Annotated in this window: 17 protein-coding genes; 7 read left to right on the top strand and 10 right to left on the bottom strand. The window is 50.6% G+C overall.

Going from position 1 to position 18180, the window contains the following annotated elements; genetic code table 11:
- Positions 1-9 precede the first annotated feature (9 nt).
- The 5 genes from GQE98_RS17130 to GQE98_RS17110 all read left to right on the top strand — a co-directional run bounded on the left by GQE98_RS17130 (position 10) and on the right by GQE98_RS17110 (position 6447).
- Positions 10-1518: a tetratricopeptide repeat protein gene (locus GQE98_RS17130; protein WP_161317031.1), complete on the top strand. Its 1509-nt coding sequence runs from the start codon at positions 10-12 to the stop codon at positions 1516-1518.
- The gene (locus GQE98_RS17125; protein WP_161317029.1) at positions 1505-3511 is read left to right on the top strand and encodes a PEGA domain-containing protein; all 2007 of its coding nucleotides are present in this window, start codon (positions 1505-1507) and stop codon (positions 3509-3511) included. The genes GQE98_RS17130 and GQE98_RS17125 overlap by 14 nt, the downstream gene beginning before the upstream one ends.
- Before the next feature lie 137 nt (positions 3512-3648).
- Positions 3649-4446, top strand: coding sequence for a MotA/TolQ/ExbB proton channel family protein (locus tag GQE98_RS17120; protein WP_161317027.1), 798 nt, complete (start codon positions 3649-3651; stop codon positions 4444-4446).
- Positions 4447-4480: 34 nt separating this feature from the next.
- A complete protein-coding gene (locus tag GQE98_RS17115) occupies positions 4481-5500 on the top strand; it encodes a vWA domain-containing protein (protein WP_214646507.1) in 1020 nt (339 codons plus the stop codon).
- Positions 5497-6447 (top strand): vWA domain-containing protein, encoded by a 951-nt coding sequence (locus tag GQE98_RS17110; protein WP_161317023.1) that lies wholly within the window; start codon positions 5497-5499, stop codon positions 6445-6447. Before GQE98_RS17115 ends, GQE98_RS17110 begins: the two co-directional genes overlap by 4 nt.
- A 29-nt stretch (positions 6448-6476) precedes the next feature.
- Here GQE98_RS17110 and GQE98_RS17105 read toward each other — a convergent pair whose 3' ends face one another.
- From GQE98_RS17105 to GQE98_RS17060, 10 genes are all read right to left on the bottom strand, one after another.
- A complete protein-coding gene (locus GQE98_RS17105; RefSeq protein ID WP_161317021.1) occupies positions 6477-7259 on the bottom strand; it encodes an enoyl-CoA hydratase-related protein in 783 nt (260 codons plus the stop codon).
- Between the two features lie 45 nt (positions 7260-7304).
- Complete coding sequence (locus GQE98_RS17100; RefSeq protein ID WP_161317019.1) at positions 7305-8498, bottom strand: CaiB/BaiF CoA transferase family protein; 1194 nt, start codon at positions 8496-8498, stop codon at positions 7305-7307.
- Positions 8499-8618: 120 nt separating this feature from the next.
- Entirely contained in the window at positions 8619-9512 is an 894-nt protein-coding gene (locus GQE98_RS17095; protein ID WP_161317017.1) for an HpcH/HpaI aldolase/citrate lyase family protein, read from the bottom strand.
- Positions 9509-9961 carry a MaoC family dehydratase gene (locus GQE98_RS17090; protein ID WP_161317015.1) on the bottom strand — a complete coding sequence of 151 codons (453 nt, stop codon included), beginning with the start codon at positions 9959-9961 and terminating at the stop codon, positions 9509-9511. Before GQE98_RS17090 ends, GQE98_RS17095 begins: the two co-directional genes overlap by 4 nt.
- Positions 9962-9994: 33 nt before the next feature.
- Positions 9995-11200 (bottom strand): CaiB/BaiF CoA transferase family protein, encoded by a 1206-nt coding sequence (locus GQE98_RS17085; protein ID WP_161317013.1) that lies wholly within the window; start codon positions 11198-11200, stop codon positions 9995-9997.
- 19 nt (positions 11201-11219) lie between these two features.
- The gene (locus GQE98_RS17080) at positions 11220-11615 is read right to left on the bottom strand and encodes a Zn-ribbon domain-containing OB-fold protein (protein WP_161317011.1); all 396 of its coding nucleotides are present in this window, start codon (positions 11613-11615) and stop codon (positions 11220-11222) included.
- Positions 11612-12784, bottom strand: coding sequence for a thiolase domain-containing protein (locus GQE98_RS17075; protein WP_161317009.1), 1173 nt, complete (start codon positions 12782-12784; stop codon positions 11612-11614). Before GQE98_RS17075 ends, GQE98_RS17080 begins: the two co-directional genes overlap by 4 nt.
- A gap of 46 nt (positions 12785-12830) precedes the next feature.
- On the bottom strand, positions 12831-13997 hold the full coding sequence (locus GQE98_RS17070) for an acyl-CoA dehydrogenase family protein (RefSeq protein WP_161317007.1): 1167 nt from the start codon (positions 13995-13997) through the stop codon (positions 12831-12833).
- A 61-nt stretch (positions 13998-14058) separates the two neighbouring features.
- Positions 14059-14898 (bottom strand): IclR family transcriptional regulator, encoded by an 840-nt coding sequence (locus tag GQE98_RS17065; protein WP_161317005.1) that lies wholly within the window; start codon positions 14896-14898, stop codon positions 14059-14061.
- A gap of 64 nt (positions 14899-14962) precedes the next feature.
- On the bottom strand, positions 14963-15736 hold the full coding sequence (locus tag GQE98_RS17060; protein ID WP_161317003.1) for an SDR family NAD(P)-dependent oxidoreductase: 774 nt from the start codon (positions 15734-15736) through the stop codon (positions 14963-14965).
- Positions 15737-15961: 225 nt separating this feature from the next.
- On the opposite strand from GQE98_RS17060, the gene GQE98_RS17055 reads away from it, so the two are divergent.
- Together GQE98_RS17055 and GQE98_RS17050 are read left to right on the top strand one after the other, a co-directional pair.
- Positions 15962-17023, top strand: coding sequence for a TauD/TfdA family dioxygenase (locus GQE98_RS17055; protein ID WP_202526364.1), 1062 nt, complete (start codon positions 15962-15964; stop codon positions 17021-17023).
- Positions 17024-17156: 133 nt separating this feature from the next.
- Positions 17157-17996, top strand: a complete 840-nt coding sequence (locus GQE98_RS17050) for a PhzF family phenazine biosynthesis protein (RefSeq protein ID WP_161317001.1) — start codon at positions 17157-17159, stop codon at positions 17994-17996.
- Positions 17997-18180 lie beyond the last annotated feature (184 nt).

Here is an 18180-nt window from a genome sequence, read left to right as displayed (position 1 = left end):
GCCCTCATAATGTTCGAAAAAAAACTACAGGAAGCTGGCCGGAAATCCAGGCAACAGTTGTTTATCTTATTGATGTTGATTGTGATCCTGGTTTTGGGAGGAGCAGTCGCTTTTCTTGGTACGCGGATTTCGCTCAATCAGCCTTCTGACCCTTCCGGGGTGCAGGTCGAAACCCAAAATGGCGCATCTCCTTCTGAGATGCCATCGGATCAACAGCCTGCCCATTCCAAAAAGCAAACCAAACAACCTACCCAGCATGCAGAGCCTCAAGGTAGCAAGACACCACAAAATCGCACGCGTGAAGAGATCGTGACAGCCCTGAGCCGGTATGAAGAAGATTTTGAAGGCACAATCCTATCGAAAGGATTTAATAAATGGAACGGTCCGGTTAGGGATGATCTCGTTGTCCGGAAGGATAAAATAATAACTGAATTGGCCAATGGAGAGACGGACAGTGCGTTTGATAATGTCAATAATTTGATTGCAGATGCCTCGACCGCTATAGGTGAATTTGAGGCCGCTTTTGAAAAGGCGATGGTCAGCGCACGAAGCGCCTATGAGGCAGATGACCCGATACAGGCAACAATTCAGGTGGAAAGGGCGCTTGAGTTTAAACCGGACGCTATCTCTGCAAAGGAGTTACAAAGTGATATTAACAATCTTCCACAAATCCTTGATTTGATGGAAAAAGCGCGCGTTGCGAGAGTGGAAAACAATCTGGTGGAAGAGCAGAGATTATCCTCCGAGATCTTGCTGCTTGATCCGAGGCGAGTTCTTTATCAGGATCGGGTGGTGGAAATTGAAAATTTGTTGCGTGAAAGACAATTTGAAAAAGTCGTTTCATCCGGCCTGAGCGCAAGTCAAAATGAACAGCTTGAGAAACTCCAGAGTGCATATGAACAGGCAAATAAACTGTTCCCGGCACGAGAAGAGACAGAGAACCTCGCCTCGCTTCTGAAAGAGCTAAAACGGGAGCTGAGTTTTCGTAAGTTTGTAAAAGAGGGTGACACGGCCATCCAGCGGGATAACTGGAATGACGCCTTGAACTCTTACCAGAATGCAGCAGCACTATATCCGGATAATCCGGATATTCAGGAGACTATTTCTCTTTCGCAGAAGATATTGCAGCGGAGCGGGGACATTCGGAACTTTCTGAAATATCCAGAACGGTTGTCGACGGATAGTGTACGGGAGGCTGCGGAGCGGGCTGTTTCCCAAGCAGATATCTATGGTTCCATGAGTCCTTCCCTCGCGGAAGATATTGATCAGTTGAAGACGGAGATTGTCCGGCAAAATACGGAAATTGAAGTATTGGTCCTTTCAGATAAATTAACGAATGTGAGCGTGCGGAGCGTTGGCAAGGTTGGTGAGGTGGAGCGCTACACAATTCGCCTAAAACCGGGGCAGTATATATTTGAAGGCCGCCGTGAAGGGTTCAGGACAAAGTCTGTCCATATCACAGTTTCACCGGAAGATAGTAAGCTTGAAGTGACGGTTATAAGTGATGAGCGACTTTAAAGTACAGATCGAGAAAGCGGCCCAGCGTCAACGGCTCCTGCTTTTGGGTTTCGGCGGTTTTGGCCTCGTCTTGATATTGCTATTTGCTGTTTTTATTCTGTTAGTGAAGGCAACGCCCATAAAGGTTTTGCCGTCTTCCGCGGCGCAGGAGGCAGCGGTCACCGTGAGTGAAGGGGCCGCGCTTCATTTTCAGGGATCACTTTTCTCACTTTCTCGCTATCCGGTAATTCAGGCAACAGCGAAAGGGTACGCCTCCGTCGAGCGGACGATTGAACCTTCCGAGGAAGGGATGCCCGTCGAAATCACAATGCGGGAACTTCCTGCGGAATTAGTGGTGAAGGTTACGAAACCAGTGGGGTTGGTCAACTGGTTCGTCAATGGCAAGGCCTATCCACCGGCAGAGATCTTTACGGCTGAGCTGGAGGCCGGACAATATGTTCTGCGGGCGGAGCATTCCTACTATCAACCCTTTGAAAGGGAATTTAATCTCACGCGCGGCGAAAGCCTCACGGATGAAATCACCCTCGAAAAAGCGGTTGGCCGCATTCATCTAGATGTGACGCCATCTGATGCAGATGTTACCTTTAACGGGCGTATGGTTAGTGAAATTCCAGCTGAAATCAATACCGAGGCCGGGCAATATGAGGTTGAGATTTCAAAAGAGGGATATGCAACACTTCGGGACGTTATTCTTCTGACCTTCCAGCAGAACGAGGTTAAACGGCACTACCGGTTACAGATAAAGCCTGCCTATGTGACCGTCTCTGCCTCACCGAAAGGGGGGCGGTTGACCTTAAATGGCAAATCGGTTGCGGTTGGAAAAAAGCTGCAACTGTCTGCCGGTAAAAAATACTATCTGAAATATGAAAAGGATGGCTACGGCTCAAAGGAAGAGGAAATTTCCCTGAAGCCTGAAGAACATCGAAATGTGGCGTTCGATATGGCACTGAAAATAGGTGAGGTCCATATCAACTCCACGCCAATGGCGGCAGTCTCGATAGATGGCAAGCTGGCGGGGAATACACCTCTTAAAGTCAGGTTACCAGCGATGGTGCACGACTTTACCATTGAAAAGCAGGGCTATCAGAGTTTCAAGAAAACAATACGGCTTGATCCGGATAAAGTGCAGAAGATCGACATAACCCTCAAAACGGAGAGAGCCGCTAAACTGGCGTCGGCTAAACCGGTTTATAAGAACAGTCTGGGTATGGAAATGCGTTTATTTGCCCCGACAGATATTGTGTTGGGCGCGCCACGGCATGAAAAAGGCCAGCGCGCGAATGAGTTCTTACGGTCTGTAAATCTGACACGGCATTTTTACGTGGCAACCACTGAAACTAGTGAAGGGCAATACAGCCAATTTCAGAATAAACGTAAACAGGGCGACAGCTTTCCTGTAACAAATATTTCCTGGGAAGAGGCTGCCCGGTTCTGTAACTGGTTAAGCAAAGCGGAAGGGTTGCCGTTATTTTACAAGTTTGATGGCGCGATCTATCGGGGTTTTGATGCACAGTCGACAGGCTATAGACTACTGAGTGAAGCAGAATGGGAATGGCTTGCGCGGAAAGCGGGCCGGAATAAGCAGACAATCTTTCCTTGGGGGGATGATGCCGTGATTCCAAAGGGGGCAGGGAATATTGCCGACGAGACAGCCAATGGCAAGACACAGTTTTACGTTCCCGGCTACGTCGATGGATATGCGGCTGTTGCCCCGGTTGGAAGCTTTGACAAGGACAAGGCCGGGTTGCATGATTTGTTTGGCAATGCGTCCGAATGGGTTCATGATTTCTATACCCTTGTACCGCCCGTTTCCGGCAAGGTCCTGACCGATCCCCTCGGTGACCAGGTGGGCGATAAACACATGTTCAAAGGGGCAAGTTGGGCATCCGGTACGTTGACGGAAATTAGGCCTGCCTACCGGGCTTCATCAGGGCAAGGGACTGACAGAATTGGCTTCAGGGTCGCTCGCTATATTTATGGAGATACAAAATGAGACGGCACAAAAGCAGAAAGCTCATCATAGCAATTTTTGCCCTTTTGGGAGGGTTTGCCCTGTTACAATATGCCTATGCACAAAATAACGCTACGATAACGCTCAATTCTCCTGTTGCATTCCCCGTGGATATCTAGATGAAGAACTTTATTCTCGCAACGGCCCTTCTCCTGCTCTGTGCCTTCGGCGTCTGGGTGGTTTATGAAACCCTTGTCATTCCGGAATCGGCCCGTCTGGTTGCGGAAGCACGGCAGAATGGAAGTGCCGCGCCTCAGGTCTTCATCGTGATCATCAAGGACTGGGAGCAGCAGATTTGTATTACGCTCGCCTTATGGTGTCTATTGCTGCTCGGTGCCAAATACTGGGAAATTTTCAGTGATAATCACTTTTACGGCATCGACTTTCTGGGCACGATGATTGAAGCGGGCGACGGCGAAGATGAGAAGCAGACTTTACGTAAAACCATGAAGGAAATAGATGCGTTGCCGGAAAAAATTACGTCTACTCCGGTAATCCAGACTCTGCTTGCCAGTATTCGTCGTTATCTCATGACTGAAGATGTCCATAGTACTTCCGAAGCAATCTCGCTCAGTGTCGATGCGTTAGCCCTCAGGCAGGATGCGGGAAGTACGATGATCCGCTATGTGATCTGGGCAATCCCGTCATTCGGTTTTATCGGTACTGTCCGCGGGATTGGCGCGGCTCTAACCCAGGCGGATGAGGCTCTACAGGGAAATATCACCCTTATGACGGATAGCCTTGGCGTTGCCTTTAACTCTACGCTGGTGGCGCTATGCCTTTCAATTCCTTTGATGCTGTTGTTGCATGGCTTGCAACGTTTTCAGGATGGACAGCTGATCAAGACCCAGGAATATTGCGAAAAATTTCTGCTAAACCGCGTTAGCAAATATGTGCACCCTGCGCAAACGTCGTGAAACACAAGGGGTTAGTCTCTCGTTCCTAGACATTATGTCCTGCGGACTGGGCGCGGCTGTTCTTATTCTGATTTTGCTGAAACTCCAGCCGGACAAATCGGCCGTTGATGTGAACGCACTCAAAAAGGAACTCGAAATCCGCCATGAAAAAGCAGAGGAATTGCAGGTTACGCTGGAGAGAGATCAACTCGACCTTGAACAGTTAAAATCGAAGCTGGCCAGCCTTTCAGGAAAGAGAGATGCCCTGACAGAGGCCATCAGCGATGCCACAAGCCGAATGGATGAAAAGGTCGCTGAGATAAAAAGCGTAACCGAAAGTATTGTCAAGAAACCGCCGCTGCAAAAGGCGGACCCCGTGCAATCCGATCTGGGCGGGGAGGAGAAATATCTGCTGGGCCTCAAGGTTGAAGGGACGCGGATAGCCTTTCTTATCGATACTAGCGCGTCGATGACTGATGAGAAGCTTGTGGACATTATCAGCCGGAAGGTCGCCTCTGACGCAGAGAAGAAGCAAGGCGCTAAATGGCGTCGGACACAAAGGGTTGTCAAATGGCTCGCTAACCGTATCCCGAAAACGTCGAAAGCGAAGTTCGTTGGATTTAACGAGAAGGTATTTGCTATTGGACCCACTCGCTGGTTTTCCGGATCAGATGCCACTGCGATTGAAAGTGTTTTTCAGGGGATAGAAACCATAGTGCCAGAAGGTGCGACCAACCTTGAGGCAGTACTGGAAGACGTGAATGCGCAATCAGAGCCACCGACCAATTATTATTTAGTGACTGATGGATTGCCGACAGCGGGCACGTCCAATTTTGTCTCGATGAATCCATTTTCCCAATGTAATTCACTTTTTGGAAAGTCCGCGACGATATCCGGAGACTGCCGGCTAAAGCTGTTTCAACATACAATTCAGAAGCATGGTCTCCATGATAAGAGACCTGTTAATGTAATCCTCTTGCCGCTAGAAGGCGATCCGAAGGCTGCTCCGGCTTTCTGGAGCTGGACCTTCTCGACGAATGGTCTGATGATCAGTCCGGCGGAGAGCTGGCCATGAGGCGCCGTAATCGGACATTAGAGATTTTCAGCATCTCATTTCTGGATCTTGTGTCTTGCGGGTTCGGGGCTGTAGTTCTTCTAATACTGATTTCCAAGCCGGGGGAAGGAGAATTCTCCGGTGGCATTGACGAGGCGCGGGACATAATGGGGCAAATCACGCGAGCCGAGCGCCTCATCAGTGATCTGGAGGAACAGACCAGTACAGTTCAGGGTGAGCTCTCCGCAAGTAAGAATCTGGTTGGCCAGATGGAGAATACAATTGAGGAACTCAATCAGGAGAAATCTTCCGCGGAACGGGCAGAAGCCAAAGCGCTGGATGATCTTGAAGGGCTACAATTGGTCGAGGAATCTCTTAATCGGGCGTCTATTCGCCCTAGTTCAAGGCCGGAAAAGCGCGATGACGAAGTCGGTGGTATTCCGGTTGATAGCGATTACGTCCTGTTCATTGTCGATACCTCCGGGAGTATGCAGAGGATATGGGGGCAGGTTTCCCGTGTAATGCAGAATGTGTTGGCTATTCATCCCAAGGTAAAGGGATTTCAGATCATGAATGACAACGGCGTTCATCTTATCTCTTCCTACAATGGAAAATGGATCCCCGATACGCCCAGCCGCCGCAAGAATATCTTCGACGTTTTTGCCGGTTGGCGCAGTAATTCCAATAGTAGTCCGGTTGAGGGCCTGGAAATTGCGCTGCAGAGATATGCCAAGCCGGGAATAAGTCTTTCCATTTATATCTTGGGGGATGATTATTCAGGCAGTTCCTATGATACGGTTATAGACCGTTTGGAACGCTTTAATACAAATCGTATAACGGGCAAGCCACTCGCCCGTATTCATGCAATCGGTATACTCTCGGGCGGGACAACTGATCGCTTTGGTATACTGATGCGGGAGGTTACCCGAAGAAGCAACGGAACATTTCTGGCTCTTCCCCGGCAGTAAGAGAGATATTCGTACCTATCCCTTAACACTTACTCCCCTTTAAATACTGCGGGACGCTTTTCAAGAAATGCGGCGACCCCTTCTTTTGAATCATATCGTTCCCGTAAATCTGCGTTTACTTCAAGTTCCCGACGAAACTGGGTCTTGAAATCATTATGGACACTTTCATCAACAGTCTTGCGGGTCATCTCGAGCGCGTAGGTAGGGCCACTCGCCAGTTTGTCGGCGAGAGCCTTTGCCTCGTCCATGAGCTTGTCATCTTCATATACATCGCTGACAAGTCCCCAATCGAAGGCCTGATCGGCGGACACAGGTTCATTCGTCATCATCATTCTCAATGCCCGGGCTCTGCCAATAGCCTGCGGCAACAGATAGGTTGACCCAAGATCAGGGCTGAGGCCGATCCGGCTGAATACCTGAATGAACTTGGCTGATTTGCCAGCTATCAAAATGTCCCCAGCAAGCGCAAGAGAGAAGCCGCCACCGGCAGCTGCGCCGTTGACGGCAGTAATAACAGGCACCCGACAGGTGCGGATGGCATTGATCGCATCGAAATAGCAGCCGGTGTACAATTCGACAATATCGCTTCCCTCCGGTGGACGGTTGCGAAGATCCTGACCCGCACAAAAGCCGCGGCCGGCTCCTGTGAGGATCAGGGCACGGATGCTCCGGTCTTTATCGATGATTTTCAATGCATCCTGGATTTCATACATCAACTCGAAGGTCATGGCGTTTAACGCTTCCGGCCTGTTCAACGTAAGTGTTGCAACACTATTGTCGATTTCGAAAATAATATTCTTGAAATTTTCCATTCAGGACTCCGAAAGCGTTATTCGCTTGTTATAAGTAGCAACCGGTTACGACTGTTGCGTGACTTTCTCTTTCATGAATTGATCGATTTCCGCTTCAGAATACCCTGCCTCACGAAGAATTTCTCCGCTTTGTTCACCCAGGTGAGGGGGCATGCTGCGAATGGTTGACGGTGTTTTTGAAAACCGGATAGGCGGGTCAATCATACGCAAAGTTCCCTCGGTCGGGTGTTCTTCGAGGCGCCAGAAGCCCGTTGCGTTCAGCTGCTCGTCTTCCAGCAACATTTCCTTCGTCATGACTGTTTGTACGGGAATATTCTTGGCATCTAGATCTCGTTGCCAATCCGCTGAGGACCGGGTTGAAATAATATCGGCGAGCAAGCCATATATTTCCTGAGAATGGTCGACACGGGAAGCATGGCTTTCAAATCTGGGATCATCCTTGAGATCATCTCGTCCTGCGACGTCAAAGAGGTCCTGCCAGTTGCGATCTGTATAAGGCAGAACGGCGAGATATCCATCCGTGGTCGCATAGGGTTTACGCATGGTGTTTAACAGTCGTTCGTATCCCATCTTGGCAATAGGAGGCTCGAAACAAGCACCATACAGATGTTCAACCATAACAAAATCGACCAGGGCTTCGAACATGGGAACCTCGATTGCCTGGCCACCACCGCCACGCTCACGGTTTACAAGACCAGCCAATATTGCCGAAACGAGGTTGAGTGAGGAGGCTTTGTCGGCAATGATCGTGGGCACATACCGCGGTTGATCGGAGGTGATTGTCAAAAGATCGGCGAGGCCAGACGCCGCCTGAATGATGTCATCATAGGCAGGCTTGTCCGCTTTCGGTCCACCAGCCCTGAAGCCGTAGGCCGCGCAATAAACCAGATCGGGAAACTCATCCTTGAACTTGTCATATTCCAGCCCAAGCTTCTTTGCGACTTTCGGGCGTAGATTATGAACGAAGACGTCGGCGGTCTTGATCACCTTGAACAACGCCTCCCGTCCCGAATCCTTGGTGAGGTCCAGGACAATGCTGCGCTTATTGCGATTTGTTGCGAGATACAGGGAGCCCATTCCGGGATTTTTTCTTGGCCCTGTATGGCGCGTTGTGTCACCAGTCGGTGTTTCCACCTTGATCACATCCGCTCCCATGTCGCCCAGCATCTGTGTAGCCCATGGACCCAAAATTACAGTGGTCAGCTCGACCACGCGTATCCCGTCTAAAACACCCGCCATTTTCTTCTATTTTCCTTTTACTAGCCGCGTCGCCGCGTTGATTAACCAAGAGGTTGGGTTTGTAAATGCTGGCAAGAATTTGAGGCGACACAGGTTTATCCTTGTGTCGCCCCGAACTTGCTAGCCCCGTGAATTAATTTGCTCAGCGAGTGCTATCACATTTCGCGCTTGTTTCAAATGCGGCATATCAAGCATTTTACCATCTAGGCCGACGGTTCCGAGTCCCGGGTTCTGCTCAAAAACGTCAATGACCTTTTGGGCATGGGCGATGTCTTCCTCTGAAGGAGTGAAGGCGTCGTTGATAATTTCGCATTGCGCTGGGTGAATCGCGATCTTGCCAATGAACCCGGATCGGCGATCCCGGAGACAATCTGCCTTTAGCGCATCGAGTGCGCGATAATCAACAAAGACAACCCCGACTGGCTGGACATCAATAGCACGCGCCGTGGCAAGGCAAAAAGATTTTGCCAGCAGGAACGGATCGTCATATTCGCCCGTAGCCGGATTACGATTATCGCTGGCGCCGAGTGCTGCGGCGAGGTCTTCACCGCCCCAGGTCATGCCAACCAATCTCTCACTGACGTTATCGAGGTAGGTATGGAAGGTAAGAAGCGACGCCGCGGTTTCTGTCGCGACGCACAATATTTTCGTAGAACCTGGTTCTATTCCCTCGCGGACTTCCAGAACCGACAGGTATTTATCAAGTGTATTGACCTCCTCGGCCGAATATACTTTCGGAAGGACAATACCATTCGGCTTGCCCGGCATGACAGCGGTCAGGTCTGGCAGGGAGAGAGGATTGTCAAGAGGATTGATCCGTACCCAAAGTTGTTGACGCGACCGTTCCGTATTGGTTTTCAGAAAATCGCATACCATTCCCCGAGCGATTTCCTGACGGTTATCGGCAACAGAATCCTCGAGATCCAGAATGAGGGCATCTGCCGGATTTTCAAGACCCTTGCTGAGTTTTCGTTCGTTATCTCCTGGCACGAACAGCCATGACCGGATAATCATGCCGGTTTCTTTTTCATGAGGCCGGTCCGCACAACATAGGCGACTTCCTCATCGCGCTGGTTGATGCCAATATGCTCAAAAACCACCAGCCCTGTGGTTGGGCGGGAGGCACTCTCCCGCATTTCCTTAATACGGGTAACCACACGAATGGTGTCGCCGTGAAATACCGGGTTTTTGAACCGGATATCCGTCATGCCGAGATTTCCGAGCGTGGTTCCCAGCGTGGTGTCGGCCACTGTCACGCCAATGACAAGACCCAGCGTAAACAGACTGTTGACAATACGCTGACCGTACATCGTCTCCTTGCAATATTCTTCGTCCAGATGAAGAGGTTGCGGGTTATGGGTCATGGCGCAGTACATGACGTTATCCATTTCGGTCACAGTTCTCCGCAGTGGGTGTTCAAATTCCATTCCTGGTTTGAATTCTTCGTAATAAAGTCCTGACATTTTTCTTATTTTCTCCTGTTAAGTAAAGCTTGGTTAGTTTGTGGAGGGTGCAGAGACACCCTGGTGGAAAAGAGAGGCGATTTTTTCCTCGCTATAGCCGATTTCGGCTAATACTTCTGCGCTGTGTTCGCCCAGACGCGGTGCCGGCCGGGTTGGCGCAGGCTGGGTTTCTGACCAATGACTTGGAACCGCCATATCCAGCAGTTTCCCTTCGCTCGGATGATCGATCGTTTTAAAGAAATTCATGGCTTTTAGCTGCGGATCTTCCAGCAGGGTGTCCGGTGTATGCAATGGCATCGCCGGAATATCTGCATCATCGAAGAGTTGCAGCCATTCCGCTGTTGTGCGTGTCGCAATTAGCTGTGCCAGCTCCGCATAGATGTCTTTAATGTTTTCCGTGCGGGTGGACATGCTTTTAAATCGCGGATCGGCATCAAGTTCGGCCTCTCGCCCAAGCGCCTGATAGAAAGAGCGCCAGTGTCGATCTGTATATACCATGACGCAAACATAGCTGTCTTTCGTCCGATACGGTCGACGATCCGCATTAATCATCCTGTCGTAGCCGAGCGGTCCGATTGGGGGGTCGAAAGTGTGTCCCGCCAGATGATCCGCAAGAACAAAGCTCGCCATCATCTCAAACATCGGCATATCAATTTGTTGCCCCTTGCCCGTGCGGCATTGATAGTAAAGAGCTGCGTTGATTTGTCCGACGGCCCATAAGCCAACAGCACGGTCAACGATTGCCGTCGGCGTATAGGTTGGTTCACGACCGTCGGCCATGTGGGAGAGCCAGGGAATTGACACGGCTCCCTGGATAAGATCATCAAAGGCCGGTTTCCTCTCGTACGGACCGCCTTGTCCATAACCAAAAAGACCTGCGTAAACTATGCGGGGGTTGACCTTTGCGACAGTTTCGTAAGAAAGGCCAAGGCGTGCCATCACTTGCGGGCGGCGATTGTAAACCAGAACATCTGCGTCTCGTATCAGATCGAGCGCAGCAGTGAGACCTTCCGGCTGTTTAAGATCCAGAAGAATACTGCGTTTGCTGCGGTTGCAATTAAGAAAGATAGGTCCCATTTCTGGATGTCGGGAAGGACCGATGCCTCGGATAGGATCCCCGCCCGGAGCCTCTATTTTTATGACGTCTGCCCCCATGTCGCCCAATATCTGGGTTGTGTAGGGAGCCATCAGCATATTGGACAGGTCAATTACCTTGACGCCATCAAGAGGCCTGGTCATGGGGAAACTCCTTCGAGGTTTATTTACTTAGCCGGAAAACTGGTAAGGACTGGTTTCCTTCGGTTTTTCGGAAGGTGACTTCAACAGCCTTGCCGATTTTGATGTCGTCGAAATCACTTTCAACAATGTTCGACATCATCGTTACCCCTTCATCAAGGGTCACATAGGCCATGACATAAGGAATCTCCGACCGTCGCATGATGGAATAGCTGTAAATCTTGCCTTTGCCGCTTGCTTCATACCATTCTGTATCGTTGCTCGAGCAAACAGGGCAGATCGCTCGCGGGTAAAAATGGGTCTTGCCGCAGGAATTGCATTTCTTCATTAGCAGCTTGCCATTTTTTGCCCCTTCCCAGTAGTGTTCGGTCTCCATGTTGATATCGGGGTCTTTATAAACTCTTTCCTGCTGGCTCATGCGTCGTTCCTTCCCAAAATTACGGTTCCTGCGCCAGTGCGCGTTGAAATCTGTCCGCCTGTGCCATGGGCGAGGGCGAGGGTGCAGTCTGGGACCTGGACCTTGGGGTGGGCTTCACCGCGCAGTTGCCGGACAGCCTCGATTACCTTTGTCATGCCACCGCGGTTGCTTGGGTGGTTGTTGCATAGCCCGCCGCCATCTGTGTTGAAAGGGAGTTTGCCGACACCGGAAATCAGGTTGCCGCCGGATACAAATTTACCGCCCTGGCCTTTCTCGCAAAAGCCGAGATCTTCTATGGTTTCCAGAACAGTGATCGTAAAGCTGTCGTAAATGGAGGCATAATCAATATCTGCCGGCTTTACATTTGCTTCGGCAAAGGCGATCGGGCCGGATTTAGCAGCACCGGTATAGGTCAGGTCAAAATTGCCACCGTTCAGGTGTTTTACCGCCTCGCCATGTCCAAGCACCTTGACGCAGCGATCCCCGAGAGATTTTGCGATTTCCGGGCTGACGACAATCAATGCGCCACCCCCATCACTGATAACGCAGCAGTCAAGACGGTGGAGCGGATCGGAAATCATGGGTGAGTTGATTACATCTTCCACTGTTACAACATCGCGCAACATGGCGTACTCGTTATGCTGTGCATGATGAGAGGCGGCAACCTTGATCCAGGCAAGTTGTTCGCTGGTCGTTCCATATTCATACATGTGCCGCATCGCCGCCATGCCGTACATATTGGTTATGACCGGTGCATACGGGATTTCGAATCCGCGCTCCGGCAATTCACCGCCGCGATCCCGCGCGCCGAGCGTCGTGAGGCCTTCCGCCCGAGGCCGTCCGGCAAGGGTAATCAGGGCAACATTACATTTACCGGCGGCAATGGCTTCGACCGCGTGCCCGACATGGACAACATAGGAGGACCCGCCCGTTTCGGTGGTGTCCGTGTAGGTTAGGTTCAGACCCATATATTCGGCCATTGACATGCCGCCCAAACCTGGCGCATCTCCATCACAGAAATATCCGTCAACATCGTCTTTCGTCAGGCCCGCGTCTTTTAGCGCGCCAATAGCCACTTCGGCATGCAACTGGGGAATTGTCTTGTCAACTGCCTTGCGGGTTGGGTGCTCATATATACCCGCAATATAGGCCTTGCTCATTCGGCTCATGTTTTAACCTCTATTTTTATTTTATTATTAGGTCTTGGCTACCTTCTCAGTATGACTTCGGAAGGTCCAGCGCATTTTCTGCAAGGTAACTCAGAATTAACTGGGGACTGATCGGCGCAAGACGGTGTATCAGGGATTCACGCAAGTATCTTTCAACGTGAAATTCCTTGGCATATCCCATTCCACCGTGGGTCATGACGGCATTTGTACATGATTTGAAGGTCGCTTCCGCCGCAAGATATTTTGCGGCATTGGCCTGAAGGCCGCAGTCCTTGCCCTCGTCATACATATTCGCGGCCTGGAAGGCCATGAGGTTTGCCGCTTCAAGTTCCGCCCAGGACTCTGCAAGAGGATGCTGGATTGACTGGTTCATGCCAATAGGACGCCCAAAAACCTCGCGATCACGGGCATATTGCGCAGCTTTCTTGAGCGCCGCGCGCCCCAATCCAACCATAGAGGCGGCTATCAGGATTCTTTCTGCGTTCAATCCGTGCAGAAGATACCGAAATCCCTTGCCTTCCTCGCCAACCAGATGCTCTTTCGGAATGCGCAGACCATCGATGAACATTTGATTGGAGTCGACGCACTTCCGGCCCATTTTATCGATCGGGCGAATTTCGACATAATCGCGATCAAGATCAGTATAGAAAAGGGAAAGTCCATCAATGGGACGTTTCGTTTCTTCCTCCCTTTTTGTCCGGGCAATGAGCAGCATTTTGTTGGCCCGGAGGGCTGTTGATGTCCAAATTTTCTCTCCCTTGACGACATAATCCTTCCCGTCCCAAACAGCGCGGGTTTTTAGTCTCGTCGTATCAAGGCCGGTGTTCGGTTCGGTCACCGCAAAGCATGCAACATCCTCCCGCTTGATGATGGGGGGCAGCCATTTTTGCTTCTGTTCTTCTGTGCCAAAAACCACAACGGGATTAAGACCGAAAATGCCGATAATAAGGGCGGCGAAACCGGCATTCGCGGCGCCCGATTCCGTGATTGCCTGCGCCATGACGGCCGCATCCGCGATCCCAAGTCCGCTCCCGCCGTATTTCTCCGGCATGGCGATGCCCATAAAGCCTTCGTCAACGATTGCCTGGCAGAATTCCTCGGGAAATTCTCCGTCTGTATCCCGTTGGAGCCAGTAATCATCTCCAAACGGTTTGCATATCCGTGCGATACTTTCCTTGATTTGTTCTTGTTCTGGTGTAAGTGCGAAGCTCATTTCCTGTCCCTGTTTTTTATCATTTTTAATTGGTTTGACGCGAAAGGATGGCAGCTATTTTTTAGGTTAGTTTCTTTTGTATTGGCAAAGACGCATCTATCGGTATACCGCCAGTTATCCTTGTGCATTCTTGCGCTGCCTGAATTATAAGTCGTTCATTCTGTAAGGCGTTGGCGTGCATGCGCTCTGAAGGTCCCGCGATCAATATCGCCGCGATGACCTCGCCGGTATCTGAATAGATCGGGCCGGCCAGACCGCTGGATCCTTGAACTTGCTCATTATATGTTCTGGCGATGCCTTCTTGCCGGATTTTCTCAAGGGCCGCCATGATCTCAGACTTGCCGGTGAGAGTGGTATCCGTATAACGCTTGCGACGATGCGAACGCAGATAATTCAGCAGCCGTTCAGACTCAAAATATGCAAGGAGGAGTTTTCCCCCAACAGTGCAATAAAGTTCGCGGTTTTCTCCGATGGGGACGGAATAGCGTATGGAATTTGTGCTTTCTACTTTATCGAGATATGTCACCATATCCCCTTCGTGGTTTAACGCGGCAATCACCGCCGTCTCACCCGTTTCCCGCGCAAGGTCAACAAGAGTAGGGCGGACCAGCTTCAGAAACTCCCGCCCTGAAACAGCCCGCATCGCGAGTGTAATAAATCTAGGGCCTAGATAGTATCGACCGTTTTCATCCCGGCTAAGGCATCCCTCATCTGTTAAGCCGGCCAGAAGACCAACGAGGCTCGTTTTAGGAGCAGATGCGGAAACAGCTAATTGAGATAGTGTCGCGCCTGCATCCATGGAGGCGAGTGATTCCAGAATAGAAAATATCCGTCCTACCGACTGCGGGCCACCCCGGGAGGCCGGTTTGGCAGGCTTTCTATTCGGGCTATCAGACGCCATATTTCAATTCTCCGTAAAAGAGACAGGCATAGATACAAAACCCTGTGCCTGTCTCATATTTCAACTAAACGCCAATCGTGTAGCCGCCATTAACGGACAAATGCTGACCCGTGATGTAGCTGGCTGCGGGCGAGAGAAGGAAGCAAACTGGCTGCGAAACCTCGTCTGGTGTTGAGAAACGCCCCATGGGGACTTGTGACATTACGCCGTCACGGAATTTGTCCGAACGGATCATTTCTGTCATTTCGGTTTCGACGACACCGAAGCAAATCGTATTTACGCGGATCTGTTTTGCCGACCATTCGCGTGCGGCGCTCATCGTCAGGCCCATGACACCCGACTTTGCGGCGCCATAATTGATTTGTCCAATCGTCCCGCGACGGCCTGCATCGGACGAAATATTGACAATTGAGGCGGGGCTGGTGTCGCCATCCTGCGCTCTTTGATACATATGTCGACCTACGGCCTGTAAACAATAGAAGACGCCCGACAAATTAACATCGATAACTTGCTGCCAGGTATCAATTGGCATTTTTGTCGCCATCGCAGCGCGGACAATGCCGGCATTATTCACCAGTCCGTGAATTGCGCCATTACGTGCAACGGCTTTCTCCACCATATCCTGAACAAATCCCGGCTCAGCAACCGAACCGACGTAAACTTCTGCCTTGTCGCTTCCCAATTCATCGGCAATCGCATTCACTTTGTCCCCCTGCAGGTCAACCAAAATCGCTTTGCCGCCGAGGTCAACGACAAGCCGTGCAACCGCCTCGCCAATTCCTTGACCTGCACCGGTCACAATCACGTTCTGGTTTTCAAGTGACATTGGGTTTATCATTATTTTTTCTTCTCCATTTATTGAAATGCCTGTCGGCGCCGCCGATGCAAAAGGCTGTCTGAGTTTGGCAGTTATATTCATATACGTAACGAATACGTATATTGATATGAGTTAAATTATTGCCTGTCAATGTTATTGCTCTGAAATTCTGAGAGTCTTGTGATAGAGTTTCAGATGTTTGGATTGGAGAAATGAAAAAAGCGATCGGATGGAAAGGTTGTAATAATGGAGAATGAAACGAAATTTCCCCCACCGATGATCGAGGCGCCGAGTGCATGGTATGGACATGAAATGGCGAAGAATACAGATATCTGGCTGACAGATCTCTCGTCAAACGAGGTATCGGAACTAGAAGGAGCCGCTGAACGCTTTCAGGCTGATAATCTTGATCTGGCGCAAATTTCGCCGGACAGTTTCCCGCTTCCTCTGTTAGGGCCGAAATTGGTGCAATTACGCAGCGATCTGATGCACGGCATTGGCTTTGAACTTTTGCGCGGCCTGCCCGTGCACCAATACAGCCAGAAGGTGGCGGCAACAATATTCTGCGGCATTGGATCCTATCTTGGCGCCGCCCGGTCGCAAAATGCCGCCGGTCATATCCTCGGGCATGTGCGGGATGTCGGCAGGGATATTAATGATGCCGGAACACGTATTTACCAAACATCAAAGCGTCAGACTTTCCATACGGATTCAACGGATGTTGTCGGACTGATGTGCCTTCGAACGGCGAAGGAGGGTGGGTTGTCTCAGCTGGTCAGTACCACGACTATTTATAATGAAATGCAGCGGCGAAGACCGGATTTAGCCACAGAAATGTTTAAAACCGTGGCAACTGATCGCCGTGGGGAGGTTCCTTCTGGTGAGAAGCCCTATTTTGAAATTCCGGTTCTGAGCTGGTATCAGGGGTATTTAACAGGCCTTTACCAACGGCAATATGTCAATAGTGCCCAGCGGTTCCTTGACGCTCCCCGATTGACCGACACACAGGTCGAAGCCCTAGATTTTTTTGATTCTCTCGCAAATGATCCTGAGCTACATCTGTCTATGCAGCTGCAACCGGGAGATATGCAGTTCGTTTATAATCATGCTCTTATGCATGATCGGACGGCGTTCGTCGATTGGGCGGAACCGGATAAAAAGCGTCACTTGCTGCGGTTATGGCTTTCGCTGCCAGGCGACCGGCCACTGCCGGATTGCTTCCGGCAGCGCTATGGGACTATTGAGATTGGTAATCGTGGCGGCATTATTGTTGACGGGACAAAGTTGAATGTTCCACTGGATGCATAGACAGAGCCTTGCTTAGGAAAAGGCGGCAGCTCAAATGCGCGTCAATGGAAATCCATTGACGGAATAGTTAAATGCCTTGTTATAGGTTTGGTCTTTTCAAGCCGTGGTGTTCTTTTGATGTTTGGAGGCCGTAATGAATGTGCTGAAAATTGCCGCTTTCTCTGATGGAGATATTGGCGGAAACCCGGCGGGTGTAGTTCTGAGCGATACGCTGCCGACCCCGGAAAGAATGCAGGAGATTGCCGCGAAGGTGGGGTTTTCAGAAACGGCATTTGCCGCGCTGGAAAAGGACCGTAAAACATGGCGTGTCCGCTATTTTTCACCTGAATCTGAGGTGCTATTTTGCGGTCACGCTACAATAGCGCTCGGGGCGACACTGGCGGAAAAATTTGGTCCGGGAAAATATATGCTACGCCTTAATGATGCTAATATTAGCGTTGAAGGAGAACTGGTGGGGGATTTCTATGCGGCGGCCTTGCAGTCACCACCAACGAGAAGCGATCCCTTGGACCAAGCAGAGGTAGAGGCGACTTTGGCCCTATTCGGATATTCTCAAGACCAGCTGGATGACAGTATCCCGCCTGCGCGCATTCACGGTGGAGCAGATCATTATGTTTTCGCCCTTAAAAACCGGGATGACTTGAGTGCCATGCAATATGAACTGGATTCCGGCCGGCAGTTCATGAGAAGCCGGGATTTGATCACCATTATGCTTTTATGGCGCGAAGACGAAACAACCTTTCATGTCCGCAACGCATTTGCCTCAGGCGGTGTGTTGGAGGATCCCGCGACAGGGGCGGCCGCGGCGGCGTTTTCCGGTTACTTAAGGGATATCGCCTGGCCGCATGGCGGAAAGATAAAAATCATTCAAGGGGAAGATATGGGCGCCCGCTCCCTGATAACAGCCGAAATAAGTGATGAAGCCGGGAGTTCAATAAGAGTATCGGGTATGACGCGCAAGATGGACAATTGACGGTTTCAATTAATAATAAACTGACCATCCGCTGAGATTTGTGCGTGTCTACACTGCTGTGGAACGACTTATATCTGTATGCCTGCAAGGCCTCCGATAGCTTAAATCCAGCACGGTATCGTCTTAAAGGCGATATCAGGGCCTCACTCCTGAAGGCGGCCTTCCCTCTGACATAACACCCTCC

The sequence above is a fragment of the Sneathiella litorea genome (assembly GCF_009882915.1).
GTDB lineage: Bacteria > Pseudomonadota > Alphaproteobacteria > Sneathiellales > Sneathiellaceae > Sneathiella > Sneathiella litorea.
This window is presented reverse-complemented; position numbering and strand designations above follow the sequence as displayed.

Excerpts from the sequence above, each read along its gene's own strand:
- GQE98_RS17130 (WP_161317031.1), top strand. The coding sequence starts at position 10 with ATGTTCGAAAAAAAACTACAGGAAGCTGGCCGGAAATCCAGGCAACAG.
- GQE98_RS17125 (WP_161317029.1), top strand. The coding sequence starts at position 1,505 with ATGAGCGACTTTAAAGTACAGATCGAGAAAGCGGCCCAGCGTCAACGG.
- GQE98_RS17120 (WP_161317027.1), top strand. The coding sequence starts at position 3,649 with ATGAAGAACTTTATTCTCGCAACGGCCCTTCTCCTGCTCTGTGCCTTC.
- GQE98_RS17115 (WP_214646507.1), top strand. The coding sequence starts at position 4,481 with ATGTCCTGCGGACTGGGCGCGGCTGTTCTTATTCTGATTTTGCTGAAA.
- GQE98_RS17110 (WP_161317023.1), top strand. The coding sequence starts at position 5,497 with ATGAGGCGCCGTAATCGGACATTAGAGATTTTCAGCATCTCATTTCTG.
- GQE98_RS17105 (WP_161317021.1), bottom strand. The coding sequence starts at position 7,259 with ATGGAAAATTTCAAGAATATTATTTTCGAAATCGACAATAGTGTTGCA.
- GQE98_RS17100 (WP_161317019.1), bottom strand. The coding sequence starts at position 8,498 with ATGGCGGGTGTTTTAGACGGGATACGCGTGGTCGAGCTGACCACTGTA.
- GQE98_RS17095 (WP_161317017.1), bottom strand. The coding sequence starts at position 9,512 with ATGATTATCCGGTCATGGCTGTTCGTGCCAGGAGATAACGAACGAAAA.
- GQE98_RS17090 (WP_161317015.1), bottom strand. The coding sequence starts at position 9,961 with ATGTCAGGACTTTATTACGAAGAATTCAAACCAGGAATGGAATTTGAA.
- GQE98_RS17085 (WP_161317013.1), bottom strand. The coding sequence starts at position 11,200 with ATGACCAGGCCTCTTGATGGCGTCAAGGTAATTGACCTGTCCAATATG.
- GQE98_RS17080 (WP_161317011.1), bottom strand. The coding sequence starts at position 11,615 with ATGAGCCAGCAGGAAAGAGTTTATAAAGACCCCGATATCAACATGGAG.
- GQE98_RS17075 (WP_161317009.1), bottom strand. The coding sequence starts at position 12,784 with ATGAGCCGAATGAGCAAGGCCTATATTGCGGGTATATATGAGCACCCA.
- GQE98_RS17070 (WP_161317007.1), bottom strand. The coding sequence starts at position 13,997 with ATGAGCTTCGCACTTACACCAGAACAAGAACAAATCAAGGAAAGTATC.
- GQE98_RS17065 (WP_161317005.1), bottom strand. The coding sequence starts at position 14,898 with ATGGCGTCTGATAGCCCGAATAGAAAGCCTGCCAAACCGGCCTCCCGG.
- GQE98_RS17060 (WP_161317003.1), bottom strand. The coding sequence starts at position 15,736 with ATGATAAACCCAATGTCACTTGAAAACCAGAACGTGATTGTGACCGGT.
- GQE98_RS17055 (WP_202526364.1), top strand. The coding sequence starts at position 15,962 with ATGGAGAATGAAACGAAATTTCCCCCACCGATGATCGAGGCGCCGAGT.
- GQE98_RS17050 (WP_161317001.1), top strand. The coding sequence starts at position 17,157 with ATGAATGTGCTGAAAATTGCCGCTTTCTCTGATGGAGATATTGGCGGA.